This is a genomic window from Caballeronia arvi, assembly GCF_001544695.2.
Lineage (GTDB): Bacteria > Pseudomonadota > Gammaproteobacteria > Burkholderiales > Burkholderiaceae > Caballeronia > Caballeronia arvi.
In genome coordinates this window covers 1-16,830 of record NZ_FCOM02000034.1, presented here as the reverse complement: position 1 = coordinate 16,830, position 16,830 = coordinate 1, and the positions used below count along the sequence as shown (strand labels likewise).

Here is a 16,830-nt window from a genome sequence, read left to right as displayed (position 1 = left end):
TGGCGCATTCGTTGCAGATAATCAACGCTTTAACGAATGACGCCCACGCACCATGCCTTTCGATCGCAATGCACCTCTGCCTTCCGATGCAGTCGTCGGCCCTGCCTGGGGCTCCGGTCCCACGGAAAACTATGCCGCGCTCGCCGCGCGCTTTCGGCCCGTGTTCGCACGCATCCGCGCACAGAGCGTCGCGCGCGAACTCGAACGCCGCCTTCCCGCCGATGAAATCGGCTGGCTGCGCGACGCCGGCTTCACGTCCTTACGCGTGCCGCGCGAGCATGGCGGCAAAGGCATCCGGCTCGTCGAACTGTTCGAACTGCTGATCGAATTATCGGAAGCCGATTCGAATATCACGCAGGCACTGCGCGCGCATTTCGGCTTCACCGAGCACGCGCTGGAAAGCCCCGCCGAACGGCGCGAACGATGGCTCGCGCGGCTCGGCAAAGGCGATATCGTCGGCGCGGCGTGGTCCGAAACCGGTGAAGCGCCGCGAAGCCAGTTCGCGACGCGTCTCACGCGCAACGCGAGCGGCTGGCATCTGAACGGCACGAAGTTCTATACGACCGGGTCGCTCTTCGCCGACTGGATCCACGTCGGCGCGACGGACGCGAACGACGAAGCCGTTTCCGTCACCGTCGATCGTCATGCCGACGGCGTCGAAGTGATCGACGACTGGGACGGCATGGGGCAAAGGCTCACCGCGAGCGGCACGAGCCGCTTCAACGATGTGAAGATCGATGAACGCGAGATCGTCGCGGGCCGCGCGCCGTTCCCCTACTCCGAGGCGTTCTATCAGCTCGTGCATCTGGCGACGCTCGCGGGCATCGGCCGCGCCGTGGCGAGCGATGCCGCCACCGCCATCGCCACGCGCAAGCGCAGCTACAGCCACGCGGTGAGCACGCGTGCCGCCGACGACCCGCAACTGTTGCAGGTGGTCGGCCGCGCCCGCGCGCACGCATGGACCGCAGGCGCGATCGTCGCGCAGGCGGCGCGCGCGCTCGAACGCGCGGTGATGTCGTTCGACACGCCCGACGCGCTCGCCGTCATCGCGGAAACCGAAATCGAAATCTGGCAGGCGCAGACGGTCGCCTCGCAACTCATTCTCGATGCGAGCGCGAACGTGTTCGACGCGCTCGGCGCTTCCGCGACGCTGCGCGCCTCCGGACTCGACCGCTACTGGCGCAACGCGCGCACCATCGCCTCGCATAACCCGCGCATCTACAAGGACCGCATCGTCGGCGATTTCGCCGTGAACGGCACGCTGCCGCCGGGGCAATGGCGCATCGGCGTGGCCTGAAGCGCGCGCCCGCGCGATTTTCCTTTCGTTCGCCACACGCCCCTTTCCATGAGCAAGAAGCAAATCATTCTGAACGCGTTCAACATGAACTGCGTCGGCCATATCAATCATGGCCTCTGGACTCATCCGCGCGATCGTTCGACGGACTATCGAAAGCTCTCGTACTGGACCGATCTCGCGAAGCTGCTGGAGCGCGGCCTGTTCGACGGGCTGTTCATCGCGGATATCGTCGGCGTGTACGACATCTATGGGCGATCGGTCGATGTCACGCTGAAGGAATCGGTGCAGTTGCCCGTCAACGATCCGATGATGCTCGTCTCCGCGATGGCCGCCGCCACGCGGAACCTGGGCTTCGGCATCACGGTGAATCTGACGTACGAGGCGCCCTATCTGCTCGCGCGGCGCTTCTCCACGCTCGATCATCTGACCGAAGGCCGCATCGGCTGGAACATCGTGACGGGCTATCTCGACAGCGCCGCGCGCGCGATGGGCAGCACCGAAATGATCGCGCATGACGAGCGCTACGAGCGCGCCGACGAATATCTCGACGTGCTCTACAAGCTATGGGAAGGAAGCTGGCAGGACGACGCGGTGCTGCGCGACCGCGCAGGACGCGTATTCGCCGATCCATCGAAAGTCCGCAAGCTGCATCATCACGGGCGCTATTACGACGTCGAAGGCTATCACCTGTGCGAGCCTTCGCCGCAGCGCACGCCGGTGCTGTTCCAGGCGGGATCGTCGGGGCGCGGCCAGGCGTTCGCCGTGCGTCACGCCGAATGCGTGTTCGTGTCGAGCCAGAGCAAGGAAGGCACGCGCAAGCTCGTCAATGCGCTGCGCGCGCAAGCCGTCGAAGCCGGGCGCGCGCCGGGCGACCTGAAGATCATCATGGGCATCACCGTCGTGGTCGGCCGCACGCAGCGCGAAGCCGAAGAGAAGTTCGCCGAATACGCACGGTACGCCAGCCCCGAAGCGGGACTGGCGCACTTCGCGGCGGGCAGCGGCATCGACTATTCGACCTACGCGCCCGATGACGAACTCGCGCCGCCCGGCGGCCACAAGGGGTGCGGCATCGAATCGTCGGTGCAGCGCGTGACCGACGGCAAGCGCGGGGTCACCGTGCGCCATCTGCTCGATCAGATGCAACTGGGCGGACGCTACACGACGATCGTCGGCGATGCCGTTCAGGTCGCCGATGCGCTGCAATCCTGGGTCGACGAAGCGGGCATCGACGGCTTCAACCTCACACGCACGGTGACGCCGGAAAGCTACGAGGATTTCATCGATCTGGTCATTCCCGAATTGCAGTCGCGGGGCATCTACAAGACGGCGTATGCAGAAGGCACGCTGCGCGAGAAGCTCTTCGGCGGCGGCGCGCGGCTCGGGGCGCGTCACACCGGCGCCGCATTCCGCGATCTTTCCGGGCAGGCGACATGAGCGCCGCGACGCCCCTGCTCCGGATCGACCAGTTGAGCGTGTCTTTCGGCGGACAGGCTGCGGTTCGTCCCTTCGATCTGACGATCGCGCGCGGCGAGATCGTCGCGCTCGTCGGCGAATCCGGCAGCGGGAAATCCACCATCGCCCTCGCGACGATGGGCCTGCTGCCCGGCCAAGCGCGCGTGCAAGGCGCGATCCGCTTCGAAGACAAATCGCTTCTCGGGCAAAGCGAGCGTGAATGGAGCGCGCTGCGCGGCAACCGCATCAGCATGATCTTTCAGGAGCCGATGACCTCGCTGAACCCGCTTCAGCCCATCGGCAGACAGGTCGCGGAAGCGTTGACGCTGCATCGGCCGATGTCGTCGCACAGCGCGCGCAAGGAAGCGCTCGAACTGCTCGAACTCGTGCGCCTGCCCGAACCGCAACGGCGCTTTACGCACTATCCGCATCAACTGTCGGGCGGGCAGCGGCAACGCGTGATGATCGCCATCGCGGTCGCGTGCCGGCCCGGCCTGCTGATCGCCGACGAACCGACCACCGCGCTCGACGTCACCATCCAGGCGCAGATTCTCGAACTGATCGACCGGCTGCGGCGCGAACTGTCGATGGCCGTGCTGCTCATCACGCACGATCTCGGTGTGGTCGGGCGCTGGGCGGATCGCGTCGTCGTGATGAAGGACGGCGCGAAAGTCGAGGAAGCGTCGAACAGGCAACTCTTCACCAAGCCTTCGCAGCCGTACACGCGCGCGCTGCTCGGCGCCTCGCTGCACTTCGGCGCGGGTCTGCATTACCGCGATGCGCGACTCACGCACGCGCCGCGCGTCGCGCCACGGCCAACTGCCAACGCGCCCGCGCGCGTGCTGCTGGAAGCCCGCGACGTGCGCGTCGATTATCACGGCGTGCGCGCCGTGGACGGCGTCAACTTCGAGATTCGCGCGGGCGAGACCGTGGGACTCGTCGGCGAATCGGGATGCGGCAAGTCATCGCTTTCGCGCGCGCTCACGCGGCTCGTCGAGCCAACGGACGGCCGCATCGTGTTCGATGGCGAGGACGTCACGCGTCTCGGACGGCGCGCGTTGCGTCCGTATCGCCGGCGCGTGCAGATGATTTTTCAGGATCCGTACGGCTCGCTCAATCCGCGTCATACCGTCGAACGCACGCTCGGTCATGCGCTGGCCATTCACGGCGTGTCGAGCCGGCGCGAACGGCACGACAGGATGCGCCGCATCGTCGACGCGGTCGGCCTGCCGGAGTCGTCGCTGCGCCGCTATCCGCACGAGTTTTCGGGCGGGCAGCGGCAACGCATCGGCATCGCGCGCGCGCTGGTGCTGAGGCCGGAGCTCGTCATCTGCGACGAGCCCGTCTCCGCGCTCGATGTCTCCATTCAGGCGCAGATTCTCGATCTCCTCGCCGATCTCAAGCACGAACTCGGCCTCGCGCTGCTTTTCATCTCGCACGATCTTTCGGTGGTCCGCTATATCGCCGATCGCGTGCTGGTGATGCAGGCGGGACGCATCGTCGAAAGCGGGGATCACGCCGCCATCTGGACTTCGCCGCAACACATCTACACGCGCGCGCTGATCGACGCGGTGCCGTCGTCGCACGCGCCATTCTCATCCGACACAAGGAAAACTGATCGTGACTTTCAAGAGCAAGCCGCAGCCGACCTCAACCTCGCCGCTCCTGTTCCGCGATGATCCGCTGGGCGCCGCAGTGGCCGATCTGAAACGGCGCAGACTGCTCAAGGGCGCAGGCGCGCTGCTCGCCGGCGCGGCGACGCCGTTCATGTTCACGGGCAACGCGTGGGCCGCGATCGAAACGACCCCGATCACGCTCAACGGCGCGAAGCGCGGCGGCACGCTCACGGCGGTCATCCATCCGGAACCGCCAACGCTCGCATTCTTCGTCAACTCCGCGACGATGATCGGCGCGGTGGCGAGCAAGGTCTTCGATGGTCTCGTCGAGTACGGCCCGGACCTGAGGCCGCGTCCGCAACTCGCGGAAAGCTGGAACGTTTCGCAGGACGGCCTTGCATGGACCTTCAAGCTGCGCCGCAACGCGTTGTGGCACGACGGCCAGCCCTTCACTTCCGCCGACGTGAAATTCTCCGCCGAGGAAGTGTGGCTGAAGATCAGCCCGGCGTCGCGGCGCGTGCTGCAATACCTGACGAAGATCGACACGCCGGACGCGCACACGGTCGTGCTGCATCTGTCGAAATCGACGCCCGCGACTTTCGGCATTCTCGATTCGCTCGGCACGCCGATCCTGCCGAAGCATCTCTACGAGAACACGGACATCCGCAACAATCCGTACAACAACAAGCCGGTCGGCACGGGTCCGTTCAAGTTCACCGAATGGGCGCGCGGCGACCGCATCGTGCTCGACCGTTTCGAGAAATACTGGGCGCCCGGCCAGCCGTATCTCGACCGCATCACGTGGAAGATCACGCCGGACGTCTCGGGCCGCGCGACCGCGCTCGAAACCGGCGCGGCGCAATACGGCGAGCGCAACCCGGTGACTTTCGCCGATGCGGACCGGCTCGCGAAGCTGCCCGGTCTCGTCGTCTCGCGCGAAGGCTATAACGGCTACGCGGCGTGGCTGTGGCTCGAACCGAATCTGCGCGATCCGATCCTCGGCAAGCTCGAAGTGCGTCAGGCCATCGCGCATGCGATCAACCGCGACGTGCTGGTCAAAACCGTCTGGGGCGGCTATGCGGTGCCCGCGACGGGACCGGAGTCGTCGCTGGTGAAGGCGTTCTATACGCAGGATACGCAGCAATATCCCTACGATCCGAAGCGCGCCGAGGCATTGCTCGACAAGGCCGGCTTCCCGAAGAAGGCGGACGGCTGGCGCTTCAAACTCGATCACGATTTCATCCCCTATGGCGACGACTACCGGCGCACTGGCGAATTCGTGCGTCAGGCGCTGCGCCGCGTGGGCATCGACGTGAATCTGCGCGGGCAGGATCTCCCGACCTGGATCAAGAACGTCTTCACCGACTACAACTTTCAGCTCATCAGCAGCTGGGGCACGGACGGTCTCGATCCACAGATCGGCATCGAGCAGCATTACTGGTCGAAGGCGGCGTCCAACGGCACGCCATGGTTCAACGCTTCGGGCTACGCGAGCCCCGAAATGGACCGCGTGATCGAAGCGGCGCAGACGGAAACCGATCCGGCCAGACGGCGCGACCTCTACGTCCAGTTGCAGAAGATCGCGCAGCGCGACCTCTCGCTCATCAATCTGTTCGAGTTCCGCTGGTTCGGCGTATGGGCGAAGAACCTGCGCAACGTCACCGACACCGCCAGCCACTCGCGCGCGAATTTCGCGCGGGTCTGGTTCGAAGAGGCGTGATCGTCATGCGGCTCACATCGGCGCTCGCGGGGCGCAGGATCGGGCACAGGCTGATTCAGCTCGTGCTCGTGCTGCTCGGCACTACGGTGCTCAATTTCGTGCTGCTCAAGCTGATGCCTGGCGATCTCGTCGATGTCATCGCGAGCGAGAGCGGCAACGTGTCGCCGCAATATGTCGCGCAATTGCGCGCGGCATACGGGCTGGATCAGGGCGTCGCGTGGCAGTTGCTGCACTACGTCGGGCACGCGATCCGCCTCGATCTCGGCTTCTCGTTTCGCTTCGGCGAGCCGGTGGCGGCGCTGATCTTCGCGCGCCTGCCTGCCACGCTCGCGCTGATCGGCACGGCGCTCGCCGTCTCCGTGAGCCTCGGGCTGCTGCTCGGCGTGCTCGCCGCGCGCCGCCCGCACGGCCTCGTCGATACGCTCGTGTCCACGCTCGCGACCATCGGCTATTCCGCGCCGATGTTCTGGACCGCGCTGATGCTGATCGTGGTCTTCGGCGTGCATCTGGAATGGCTGCCGATCGGCGGCGTCGCCGACACCAACGTCGCGCATCGCGGCGTCGCGCTCGTCGTCGATCATCTGCGCCATCTCGTGCTGCCCGCCATGACGCTCGTGCTGTATTACGTCGCCATCTTCGCGCGGCTCGCGCGGGCCTCGATGATCGAGACGCTGCAGGAGGACTTCATCCGCACCGCGCGCGCCAAAGGCGGCCGGCCGTGGTACGTGACGACGCATCATGCGCTGCGCCACGCCGTGCTGCCCGTGCTCACGATGCTCGGCCTCCAGGGCAGCGCGCTGATCGGCGGCTCGGTAATCGTCGAGACGGTGTTCGGCTGGCCGGGGCTCGGGCAACTGTCGTTCGAAGCCATCAAGAGCCGCGACGTCAATCTGCTGGTCGGCGTGCTGCTGCTCTCGGCCTTTCTGGTGGTCCTGCTCAATCTGATCGTCGATCTGCTCTACGGGCTCGTCGATCCACGCACGAGATCGAACCGATGAAACTGCTCCACTTCCTGCGCCAATTCCTGCGCCAGCCGTCCGCGCTCGCCGGCGCGATCCTGCTCGCGCTGGCGCTCGCCGCAGCGCTCTCGGCCAACGGGCTCTTTCCCGGCGATCCGCTCGACATGGTCGCCGCGCCGTATCAATGGCCCGGCGCCGATCACGCGTATCCGCTCGGTACCGACCTGATGGGCCGCGACCTGCTCGCCGGGCTGTTCCACGGCGCGCGCGTCTCGCTGTACGTGGGCGCGACGGTCGCGGTCATCGCGCTCGTGCTGGGCGTGCTGATCGGCGGTATCGCGGGTTACTTCGGCGGCGTGACCGATCAGGCGCTGATGGCGATCACCGAGTTCTTCCAGACCGTGCCGCCGTTTCTGCTCGCCATCATCCTCGTCGCGATTCTCACGCCGTCGCTCGCGACGATCGTGTTCGCGCTCGGCGTGACCGCGTGGCCGGGCATTGCGCGGCTGACGCGCGGCGAGTTCATCGTGCTGCGCGAGCGCGAGTTCGTCCGCGCGAGCGTGGCGCTCGGCGCGAGCGATGCGCATCTGATCTTCATCGAGATCCTGCCGAACGCGCTGACGCCGATCCTCGTTTCCACGGCGCTGCTCGTCGCCAACGCGATGCTCTCCGAAGCGGCGCTGTCGTTTCTCGGGCTCGGCGATCCGAACGTGGTGAGCTGGGGCTCGATGGTCGGCACCGGGCGCGAAGCGCTGCGCACCGCGTGGTACATGATCGCGGTGCCCGGCTCGGCGATCGCGCTGACGGTGCTGGCGCTCAATCTGCTGAGCGATGCCCTGCACGCGGCGTTCAATCCGCGTCTGTCGAGAAACCGCCGCGCCGATGCGGCGTCGCAGCGCGAAGCGCTCGAAGGGCTGCGGCCCTGAGCGCAGCGCAGCGTAGCAGCCGCACGTTTATCGCCCGCGCGCTATGCTGCCCGATACCACTCGATATGAACCGGCACCCTCATCGACAGGAGATACCGAAATGAGCCGCATCCAGGACGCCCCGTGGACCGAGCCGCTGGAAGCGGTGCTGCGCGAATGGGCGCAAACCGCCGCCGCGCGCGACAAGGCCGGCGGCACCGCCTTTCACGAGCGTCGCCTGCTGCGCGAGAGCGGCCTGCTGCGCCTTTCGGTGCCCGTCGAGCATGGCGGCGACGGCGCGCCCTGGTCGACGACGCTCGATATCGTCCGACGCATGGCGCAGGTCGACAGTTCGCTCGCACATCTGTTCGCGTTTCATCACCTGCAACTGGCGACGATCCGCCTCTTCGGCAGCGATACGCAGATTCGGCACTGGCTCGGCGAGACCATCGCGCAGGGCTGGTTCTGGGGCAACGCGCTCAATCCGCTCGACAAGAGCACGCGCGCCTTGCCCGACGGCGCCGGCGGCTATCTCTTCGATGGCCGCAAGAGCTTCTGTTCCGGCGCCCGCGATTCGGACCGGCTGCTCGCTTCCGCGTTCGATGTCGACGGGCGCCTGCTCATCGGCGCGACGCCGACGAATCGCGCGGGCATCACCGTGCTCGACGACTGGGACAACATGGGGCAGCGTCAGACCGACAGCGGCACGGTCGTGTTCGAGCGCGTGCCCATCGCGATGGACGAACTGCTGCTCCAGCCCGGACCGCTTTCCAGCCCGTTCGCCACGCTGCGGCCGCTGCTCGCGCAATCGATCCTGAGCCATATCTATCTCGGCATCGGCGAAGGCGCATTGCAGGCCGCGCGCGACGCGACGCTCGCGCAGACGCGGCCGTGGATCGCTTCGCAAGCCGAGCGTCCCGCCGAAGATCCTTACGTGCTCGCGCACTACGGCGACTTCTGGATTGCGCTCGAAGGCGCGCGCCTTCTCGTCGAACGTGCGATGCAGGCATTCGATCGCGCGTGGCAGCGCGGCCTTGCGCTCACCGAAAGCGAGCGCGGCGAAGTCGCGGTGGCCGTGGCGGCGTCGAAAGTGGCGGCGGCGCGCGCGGGGCTGGAAGTCGCGCATCGCATGTTCGAAGTGACGGGCGCGCGCTCGACCACGGCGGCATTGCGGCTCGACCGCTTCTGGCGCAACGTGCGCGTGCACACGCTGCACGATCCGCTCGATTACAAGGTGCGGGAACTGGGAGACTGGGCGCTCAACGGGCGGATTCCGAAGCCGTCGTTCTATTCGTGAGGGGGCGTTGTGCATTGACGGAGGCGCACGGCTTCAGCTCGCGAAAAGGCGCCTGATCCGCCGTATGCACAAGCATATGAGCCCAACCGCGATAGCGTTATGAACATCGCTACGTTGGACATAACGGGCGGACGCCTTAGCATTTGAAGCTTTCCAAGACCACGATTTCCGCCATGTCCAAAAGAAGAACCTCCACCGATCGTCGCGCTTTCCTGACCTTGTCCGCCCGCGCCGCAGCGGGCGCCGCGGCGTTCGCAGCCGTGCCCGCATCGTTCGCGCAGCAGGTCTCGCAGGGGCAGCCGCGCGTGCTTCGTATTGGCAATCAGAAAGGCTATCTGAACCTCCTCAAGGGACGCGGAACACTGGAGAAGCGGCTTGCCCCGCTCAACGTCTCCGTCACCTGGACGGAGTTCTCCGCCGGACCGGTGCAGCTCGAAGCGCTCAACGTCGGATCGATCGATTTCGGCGATGTCGGCGAAGCGCCGCCGATCTTCGCGCAGGCGGCGGGCGCGCCTCTCACCTACGTCGCGGCGACGCCTTCGCGTCCGCGTTCCGAAGCCGTGATCGTCCCGGCGCAATCGTTGGTCAGGACGGTCGCGGATCTGAAAGGCAAGCGCGTCGCGCTGAACAAAGGCAGCAACGTCCATTACTTTCTCGTGAAGCTGCTGCGTCAGCACGGCTTGCAGTATCGCGATGTCGAGCTCGCGTTCCTCGCGCCCGCCGATGCGCGCGCCGCGTTCGAGCGCGGTTCCATCGATGCATGGGTCATCTGGGACCCGTTCTTCGCGGCGGCGCAGAAGACGCTGAATGCGCGCATCGTCGCGGATGCGAGCGGTGTCGTCGGCAATCGCGCTTACTTCTTTTCCTCGCAGAGTTATGCGGCGAAGAATGCCGATGTGCTTCGCGTCGTCATCGAAGAAATCCGGGCGGTCGATCAATGGGGCAAGCAGAATCCAGATGAACTCGCGACCGAACTCGCGCGGCTATGGGGCTTGCCGAAAGCCGTCGTCGATCTCGCGGTGAGCCGGCAGGTGTTCGGCACCGAAGCCATCACGCGGACGATCATCAGCGAGCAGCAACAGATCGCCGATACCTTCGTCGAGCTCGGCCTCATTCCGAAACATGTCGATGTAGCGAAGGCCGCGCCGCCCGATCTGGCCTGAGCGCCGCACGGCGGCGGCCGGCACATCACGATATGGAATCCTAATCATGTACCTTGGCGAAACCGTGCCGCTCCGCGAGCAACGCGAGGATGCGGCGCGTATCGGTGACGAAGCGCGTTTCGCCGAGGCGCACTGCATCGGACGGTGCGGGCAAATCGCCACCGATCACCAGGACGGGCAGACTTTGATGCGCCTCGCTCAGCGCTTCGATGACCGCACGTCGCGGACGCTCGAACGGCACGCGGCCGATATCGAGGCGGGCCGCACGCGCGGGATCGGTGGCGAGCAGCCCTTCGATGGGCGCGCCGTCGGGACAGATGAACACTTCGCCGGGGTGCTTCGTATCGGTGAAGCCGGGTTCCAGCAGGATCAGCAAATCGCGTTGGCGCCCGCGAGGCGAATGCCCGTGAACACCGACGGCACCGATGCCGGCAAGACGACCTTCACGAACAGTTGCAACGGCCTGAGGCCCATCGAACGCGCGGAGCGGATCAGCAAAGGATCGACATTGCGCACGCCGCACTGGCCCGAAGCACTTCTTTGCACTCCAATAAAAATGGCGCCGCAGGCGTTCAGCCTGCGGCGCCATTCCGTGGCGCTACGACGTGATCGACACGCCGTACTCCGACAACACGCTTACGACTGCACGGTGTCGGCCACTTCCTTGAAGTCCTCGATCTGATCGAAGTTCATGTACTGATAGATCTTGTCGCCGTTGGCATTGATCACGCCGATGTCGGTCATGTACTCGTCCTTGGTCGGGATCTTGCCCAGACGCGAGCAGATCGCCGCCAGTTCCGCCGAGCCGAGGTACACGTTCGTGTTCTTGCCCAGGCGGTTCGGGAAGTTGCGGGTCGAGGTCGACATGACCGTCGCGCCTTCGCGCGCCTGTGCCTGATTGCCCATGCACAGCGAGCAGCCCGGCATTTCCGTACGGGCGCCGGCCGTGCCGAAGACGCCGTAATGGCCTTCCTCGGTCAACTGCTTCTGGTCCATCTTGGTCGGCGGGGCAACCCACAGCTTGACCGGGATGTCGCGCCTGCCTTCCAGCAGCTTCGAAGCGGCGCGGAAATGGCCGATGTTGGTCATGCACGAGCCAATGAACACTTCGTCGATCTTGGCGCCGGCCACGTCCGACAGCGTCTTCACGTCGTCCGGATCGTTCGGGCAGGCCACGATCGGTTCGTGGATGTCGGCCAGATCGATTTCGATGACGGCTGCGTACTCGGCGTCCGCATCCGGCGACAGCAATTGCGGGTCGGCGAGCCACTGCTGCATCGCATCGACGCGGCGCTGCAGGCTGCGCGGGTCTTGGTAACCCTGCGCGATCATCCACTTCAACAGCGTGACGTTGCTGTTGAGGTATTCGATGACCGGCTCCTTGTTCAAGTGCACCGTGCAACCGGCGGCCGAGCGCTCAGCCGAAGCATCCGACAATTCGAACGCTTGCTCGACCTTCAGATCAGGCAGGCCTTCGATTTCGAGAATGCGGCCGGAAAAGATGTTCTTCTTGCCTTGTTTGGCGACCGTCAGCATGTCTTGCTTGATGGCATACAGCGGAATTGCGTTGACCAGATCGCGCAGGGTCACGCCCGGCTGCATCTTGCCCTTGAAGCGGACCAGCACCGATTCCGGCATGTCCAGCGGCATCGTGCCGGTGGCGGCCGCGAAGGCGACCAGGCCCGAACCTGCCGGGAAGCTGATGCCGATCGGGAAGCGCGTGTGCGAGTCGCCGCCCGTGCCCACGGTGTCGGGCAGCAGCATGCGGTTGAGCCACGAGTGGATCACGCCGTCGCCCGGGCGCAGCGCGATACCGCCACGGTTGCTGATGAAGTTCGGCAAGGTCTGATGCGTCTTCACGTCCACCGGCTTCGGATAAGCGGCGGTGTGGCAGAACGACTGCATGACGAGGTCGGCCGAGAAGCCCAGGCACGCCAAGTCCTTCAGTTCGTCGCGGGTCATCGGGCCGGTGGTGTCCTGCGAGCCGACCGAGGTCATCTTCGGTTCGCAGTACGTGCCCGGACGGACGCCCTGGCCTTCCGGCAGACCGCATGCGCGGCCGACCATCTTCTGCGCCAGTGAGAAGCCCTTGCCGCTGTCGGCCGGCTGCTGCGGCAGGCGGAACAGCGTCGACGGGGCGAGACCGAGCGCTTCACGCGCCTTGGCCGTCAGTCCGCGACCGATGATCAGCGGAATGCGGCCGCCGGCGCGCACTTCATCGAACAGCACGTCGGACTTGACCTGGAACTCGGCGATGACTTCGCCGTTCTTCAGAGCCTTGCCTTCGTACGGGCGCAGTTCGACGACGTCGCCCATTTCCATCTTCGATACGTCGAGTTCGATCGGCAGCGCGCCGGCGTCTTCCATCGTGTTGTAGAAGATCGGGGCGATCTTGCCGCCGAGGCACACGCCGCCGAAACGCTTGTTCGGGATGAAGGGGATGTCTTCGCCCGTGAACCACAGCACCGAGTTGGTGGCCGACTTGCGCGAGGAGCCGGTGCCGACCACGTCGCCGACGTAGGCGACCAGGTGGCCCTTTTCCTTCAGCGACTCGATGAATTTGACCGGGCCACGTTTGCCGTCTTCTTCCGGCGTGATGCCGGGACGGGCGTTCTTCAGCATGGCCAGCGCGTGCATCGGGATGTCCGGGCGGGTGGTGGCATCCGGGGCCGGCGACAGGTCGTCGGTATTGGTCTCGCCCGTCACCTTGAACACGGTGATGGTCAGGCTTTGCGGCACTTCCGGACGGCTCGTGAACCATTCGGCGTCGGCCCAGCTCTGCATCACGGCGCGGGCGCTGGCGTTGCCCTTGTCGGCGAGTTCCTTGACGTCGTGGAACTGGTCGAACATCAGGAGCGTTTTCTTCAGCGCATCGGCGGCCACGGCGGACACTTCGGCATCCGACAGCAGTTCGATCAGCGGCTGGATGTTGTAGCCGCCCAGCATCGTGCCGAGCAGTTCGGTGGCGCGTGCGCGCGAGATCAGCGCGCACGCGGTCTCGCCTTTGGCAACGGCGGCCAGGAAGCCCGCCTTCACGCGCGCGGCTTCGTCCACGCCGGCGGGCACGCGGTGGGTGATCAGGTCGAGCAGCGTCTGCTCTTCGCCCGCGGGCGGATTCGTCAGCAGTTCCACCAGCTCGGCAGTCTGCTGAGCCGTCAGTGGCAAGGGAGGAATGCCGAGCGCGGCGCGTGCGGCTACGTGAGCGCGAAAGTTTTCAAGCATGGGGGACCGTTCGTATTGCGTTCAAAGGAAATTCTCCCAGACACGCCGAGGCTGTTCCGGGCACTCTTTGAGCGTGATTTTATTGCGATACGCCGCTTTCGTCAACTGTCTTATGTCTTATGTCTTATATAAGAGTTGGCAAAGAGAATCGAAAATTGAAACGATGACGAACGGCATTGGCCGGCAAAGATCGCGAAAGTTCAAAGGGTCACCCGTGTTCCATAGATAAGGATGACGAACTAATCGGGCGCTCGTCGCTTCGCAGGAAGAGTGGTCTTACGTGGTCTCTAAGAAGTTGAGCACTGCCCAGCGGAGCGGTAAGCGCGTGATTGCGCCATGCGTCGTGGCGACGCGGCCTGCTGAAAGTGCGGACGGTTTCGTTCCAAGGCGAACGCGAAGGTGTTCGTATCTGAGGGCCAATCCTGCGCCGTGCGCGCCGCTAAGCGTCGGCGCGCCTTCGACTCACATCATCTGAGGGCTACTCAGTTTCGATCCGTCGCTGAAGCGGGCCAGTCTGAAGGGGTTGAGGTCGAGCTGCGGCGCATCCTCCATCACCAGCCGGCTTACGAGCAAGCCCGCGCCCGGCCCTAGTCCGAAGCCGTGCCCGCTGAAGCCGGACGCAATCACGAGACCGGGTTTGGCATCGACCTTCGACATGACGGGGACAAGATCCGGCGTCGTGTCGATCGCGCCCGCCCACGCGTGAGCGATCCGCATGCCCGACAACTCGGGGAACACGCGTGCGACGTTATGCAGCGCACGGTCGAGCCATTCCATATCCGGCCGCGGATCCAGCACGCGCGCTTTTTCGAAGGGAGAAAGGTCGCCGTCGCGCCAGTTCGCGCTGGCCTCCGGTCCCTGAAAGAAGCTCTGGCCGACGCGAATCTTCAGTTTCTTCTTCAGCTTGCTGCGAAACATGGTGCGGAACTTCACCGAATGCCGCAGGTTTTGCGGCGCCAGTTCCACGCGTCCGTAGCCGGGAACGGCAATGGTGTAACCGCCGTCCAGCCGTCGTCTCAGCGCGAAGTCGGGCCCGGAGAAACAGCCCTCGATGACGCCCGGCGCTTCAGCGGTCCGCAGCGCCGTTCCCATCACGTTGATCGCGGGCAGATCGATGCCGTGACGCTGGCAGAACAACGCGCTCCACGCACCTCCCGCGAGCACTACGGTATCGGCCGCAAGCCGGCCGCGCTCGGTCCAGATCCCGGAAACACGGCCCGCGCTCATGTCGAGACCGCGCACCGCGCAGTTCTGATACACCTTCGCGCCGATTCTTTGCGCTCCGCGCGCGATCGCTGGCGCGGCTTTCGACGGCTCGGCGCGGCCATCCGTGACCGACCACAGGCCTCCGGCCCACTTGGCCCGTCCGGACGGAATGCGCGACGCCAGTTCGCGCGCGCTGAGTATCTCGCTGCTGAAGCCGACTTCGCGCGCGCGGGCGAGCCATGACTCCCATTGCGCGACGTCGGACTGTTGCTCCGTCCCGTACAGAATGCCGGACCGGCGAAAGCCGACGTCCTCGTCCAGTTCTTCGCTGAGTTCGCTCCAGCGCCTGAGGCTTTGCATCGCGAGCGGCAGTTCGTACAGGTCACGATTCTGCTGACGCACCCAACCCCAGTTGCGCCCCGACTGCTCACCGCCGATGATGCCCTTTTCGAGCAAAACCACCGATACGCCGCGTCGCGCCAGTTCATAGGCGGTGCTGACGCCGACGATGCCGCCGCCTATCACCGCGACGTCGCATCGCTCGGGGAAACCTTCGCTGTTCGTGACTTCGTCGATCTTTAGCATCGTTCGCAGCCGCTGGAATGGCGGATTTTGAGGGGTTACTGCTGTCGAGATTTTCGCTGTTCCACAGGATCGTTGATAGGACGATCCTATTGCATCTGATACAGAATATGCACAAGAGTCGACGGGCTGGAAACGGACCCATCGCCTCACGTAGCGATTCGCCCAGGGCTGCGAAGTGCACTGCCTGTTCGAGCGATCGCAGGCCCATGCTGGTCATGGAGGCGAACATGATGCACATCGCAGCGGCAACGGTGAACAGAGGCCTCACATCGCGGCTCTTCCGGCGTTTTGCGCCTGCGCTCGTTTGGGCGCTGGTCGCGACAGGTTCAGCGCAGGTAGCGGCCCAGACCCCATCCTTCGATTCATTCGCCGTTCCATCCGGCAGCGCACCGCACGACGTCGCACCATCGCCAGATGGCGTCGTGTGGTATACGGCACAGGCACGAGGCGCGGTCGGACGATTGGACCCGCGCAGCGGCAAAATGGAATCGGTCCCGCTCGGCGACGGATCGGCACCACACGGCGTGATCGTCGGTCCGGATCGGGCGGCATGGATCACCGATGGCGGGCTGAACGCAATCGTGCGCGTCGATCCAAAGACGCTCGACGTCACGCGCTTTCCATTGCCCAAGGACCGACAGAACGCCAATCTGAACACGGCAGTCTTCGACCAACGCGGCCATCTCTGGTTTACCGGTCAAAGCGGAATTTTCGGCGAACTGGACCCGGCGAGTGCCAGAATGCGCGTGTTCGATGCACCGCGTGGGCCTGGCGCCTACGGCATTTGCGTCACGCCGGATGGCAGCTTGTACTTCGCCTCACTTGCAGGCAGCTACCTCGGCCGCATCGACCCGGTGAGCGGCGCAGCAAGGGTCATCGAGCCGCCAACGCCCGATCAGGGTGCCCGGCGAGTATGGTCCGACTCGAAAGGACGCGTATGGGTCAGCGAGTGGAACGCAGGTAAGGTCGGCATGTATGACCCGGCAACGCATCGCTGGCAGGAATGGCCGCTGCCAGGCCCGAATCCGCACGCATACGCGATATTCGTCGATGACCGGGACATCGTGTGGCTCAGTGAATGGACAGCCAACGCGTTAGTGCGCTTCGACCCGCGAACTGAGCAATTTCAAAGTTTCGCGTTGCCGCGGCCACACGCGAACGTACGTCAGATGATGGGCCGCCCTGGCGAAGTCTGGTTGTCCGAGTCAGGCACTGATCATCTCGTGCGTTATCGGTTGAATGCAGCGAATGCCGGCAGCAATTGACCGCACCTGTTTCTCGGGATGATCGCGCTGGGCGCTCGCGCAAATCGCTCGCCCGAACGCAAAAACGTAAGCGTCGCGTGAGGGCCGTTGAGATTTTCCTAGACAGACGTTAAAACGCAGCACCTGCGCAGTGGCGCCTGGCA

Annotated in this window: 12 protein-coding genes and 1 pseudogene; 9 read left to right on the top strand and 4 right to left on the bottom strand. The window is 65.0% G+C overall.

The features are described from left to right. Positions 1–52: 52 nt before the first annotated feature. The 8 genes from AWB74_RS28460 (at position 53) to AWB74_RS28425 (ending at position 10,409) form a co-directional block, all read left to right on the top strand. On the top strand, positions 53–1,297 hold the full coding sequence (locus AWB74_RS28460) for an acyl-CoA dehydrogenase family protein (protein ID WP_061149985.1): 1,245 nt from the start codon (positions 53–55) through the stop codon (positions 1,295–1,297). A 48-nt stretch (positions 1,298–1,345) separates the two neighbouring features. Continuing rightward, positions 1,346–2,731: an LLM class flavin-dependent oxidoreductase gene (locus AWB74_RS28455; RefSeq protein ID WP_061149984.1), complete on the top strand. Its 1,386-nt coding sequence runs from the start codon at positions 1,346–1,348 to the stop codon at positions 2,729–2,731. Then, positions 2,728–4,428: an ABC transporter ATP-binding protein gene (locus AWB74_RS28450; RefSeq protein ID WP_061149983.1), complete on the top strand. Its 1,701-nt coding sequence runs from the start codon at positions 2,728–2,730 to the stop codon at positions 4,426–4,428. Before AWB74_RS28455 ends, AWB74_RS28450 begins: the two co-directional genes overlap by 4 nt. Then, the gene (locus tag AWB74_RS28445) at positions 4,370–6,085 is read left to right on the top strand and encodes an ABC transporter substrate-binding protein (RefSeq protein ID WP_061149982.1); all 1,716 of its coding nucleotides are present in this window, start codon (positions 4,370–4,372) and stop codon (positions 6,083–6,085) included. Before AWB74_RS28450 ends, AWB74_RS28445 begins: the two co-directional genes overlap by 59 nt. 5 nt (positions 6,086–6,090) lie before the next feature. Further along, positions 6,091–7,083, top strand: coding sequence for an ABC transporter permease (locus tag AWB74_RS28440; RefSeq protein ID WP_061150036.1), 993 nt, complete (start codon positions 6,091–6,093; stop codon positions 7,081–7,083). Continuing rightward, on the top strand, positions 7,080–7,970 hold the full coding sequence (locus AWB74_RS28435) for an ABC transporter permease (protein WP_061149981.1): 891 nt from the start codon (positions 7,080–7,082) through the stop codon (positions 7,968–7,970). The genes AWB74_RS28440 and AWB74_RS28435 overlap by 4 nt, the downstream gene beginning before the upstream one ends. Positions 7,971–8,070: 100 nt before the next feature. After that, positions 8,071–9,246, top strand: a complete 1,176-nt coding sequence (locus AWB74_RS28430; protein WP_061149980.1) for an acyl-CoA dehydrogenase family protein — start codon at positions 8,071–8,073, stop codon at positions 9,244–9,246. Between the two features lie 173 nt (positions 9,247–9,419). Then, positions 9,420–10,409, top strand: coding sequence for a sulfonate ABC transporter substrate-binding protein (locus AWB74_RS28425; RefSeq protein ID WP_061150035.1), 990 nt, complete (start codon positions 9,420–9,422; stop codon positions 10,407–10,409). A 40-nt stretch (positions 10,410–10,449) separates the two neighbouring features. On the opposite strand, the gene AWB74_RS28420 is transcribed toward AWB74_RS28425, so the two are convergent. The 4 genes and pseudogenes from AWB74_RS28420 to AWB74_RS28405 all read right to left on the bottom strand — a co-directional run bounded on the left by AWB74_RS28420 (position 10,450) and on the right by AWB74_RS28405 (position 15,422). Then, positions 10,450–10,785: a DUF3088 domain-containing protein gene (locus tag AWB74_RS28420; protein ID WP_235024702.1), complete on the bottom strand. Its 336-nt coding sequence runs from the start codon at positions 10,783–10,785 to the stop codon at positions 10,450–10,452. Beyond that, positions 10,785–10,928 (bottom strand): annotated as a pseudogene (locus AWB74_RS28415) (ABC transporter permease subunit); the annotation flags it as partial. The gene AWB74_RS28420 and the pseudogene AWB74_RS28415, both read right to left, overlap by 1 nt. Positions 10,929–11,045: 117 nt before the next feature. Continuing rightward, on the bottom strand, positions 11,046–13,631 hold the full coding sequence (acnB, locus tag AWB74_RS28410) for a bifunctional aconitate hydratase 2/2-methylisocitrate dehydratase (RefSeq protein ID WP_061149979.1): 2,586 nt from the start codon (positions 13,629–13,631) through the stop codon (positions 11,046–11,048). A gap of 462 nt (positions 13,632–14,093) precedes the next feature. Beyond that, entirely contained in the window at positions 14,094–15,422 is a 1,329-nt protein-coding gene (locus tag AWB74_RS28405; RefSeq protein ID WP_061149978.1) for an NAD(P)/FAD-dependent oxidoreductase, read from the bottom strand. 227 nt (positions 15,423–15,649) lie between these two features. Between AWB74_RS28405 and AWB74_RS28400 the strand changes: the two genes are divergently transcribed. Beyond that, complete coding sequence (locus AWB74_RS28400) at positions 15,650–16,687, top strand: Vgb family protein (RefSeq protein WP_061150033.1); 1,038 nt, start codon at positions 15,650–15,652, stop codon at positions 16,685–16,687. Positions 16,688–16,830: the final 143 nt, after the last annotated feature.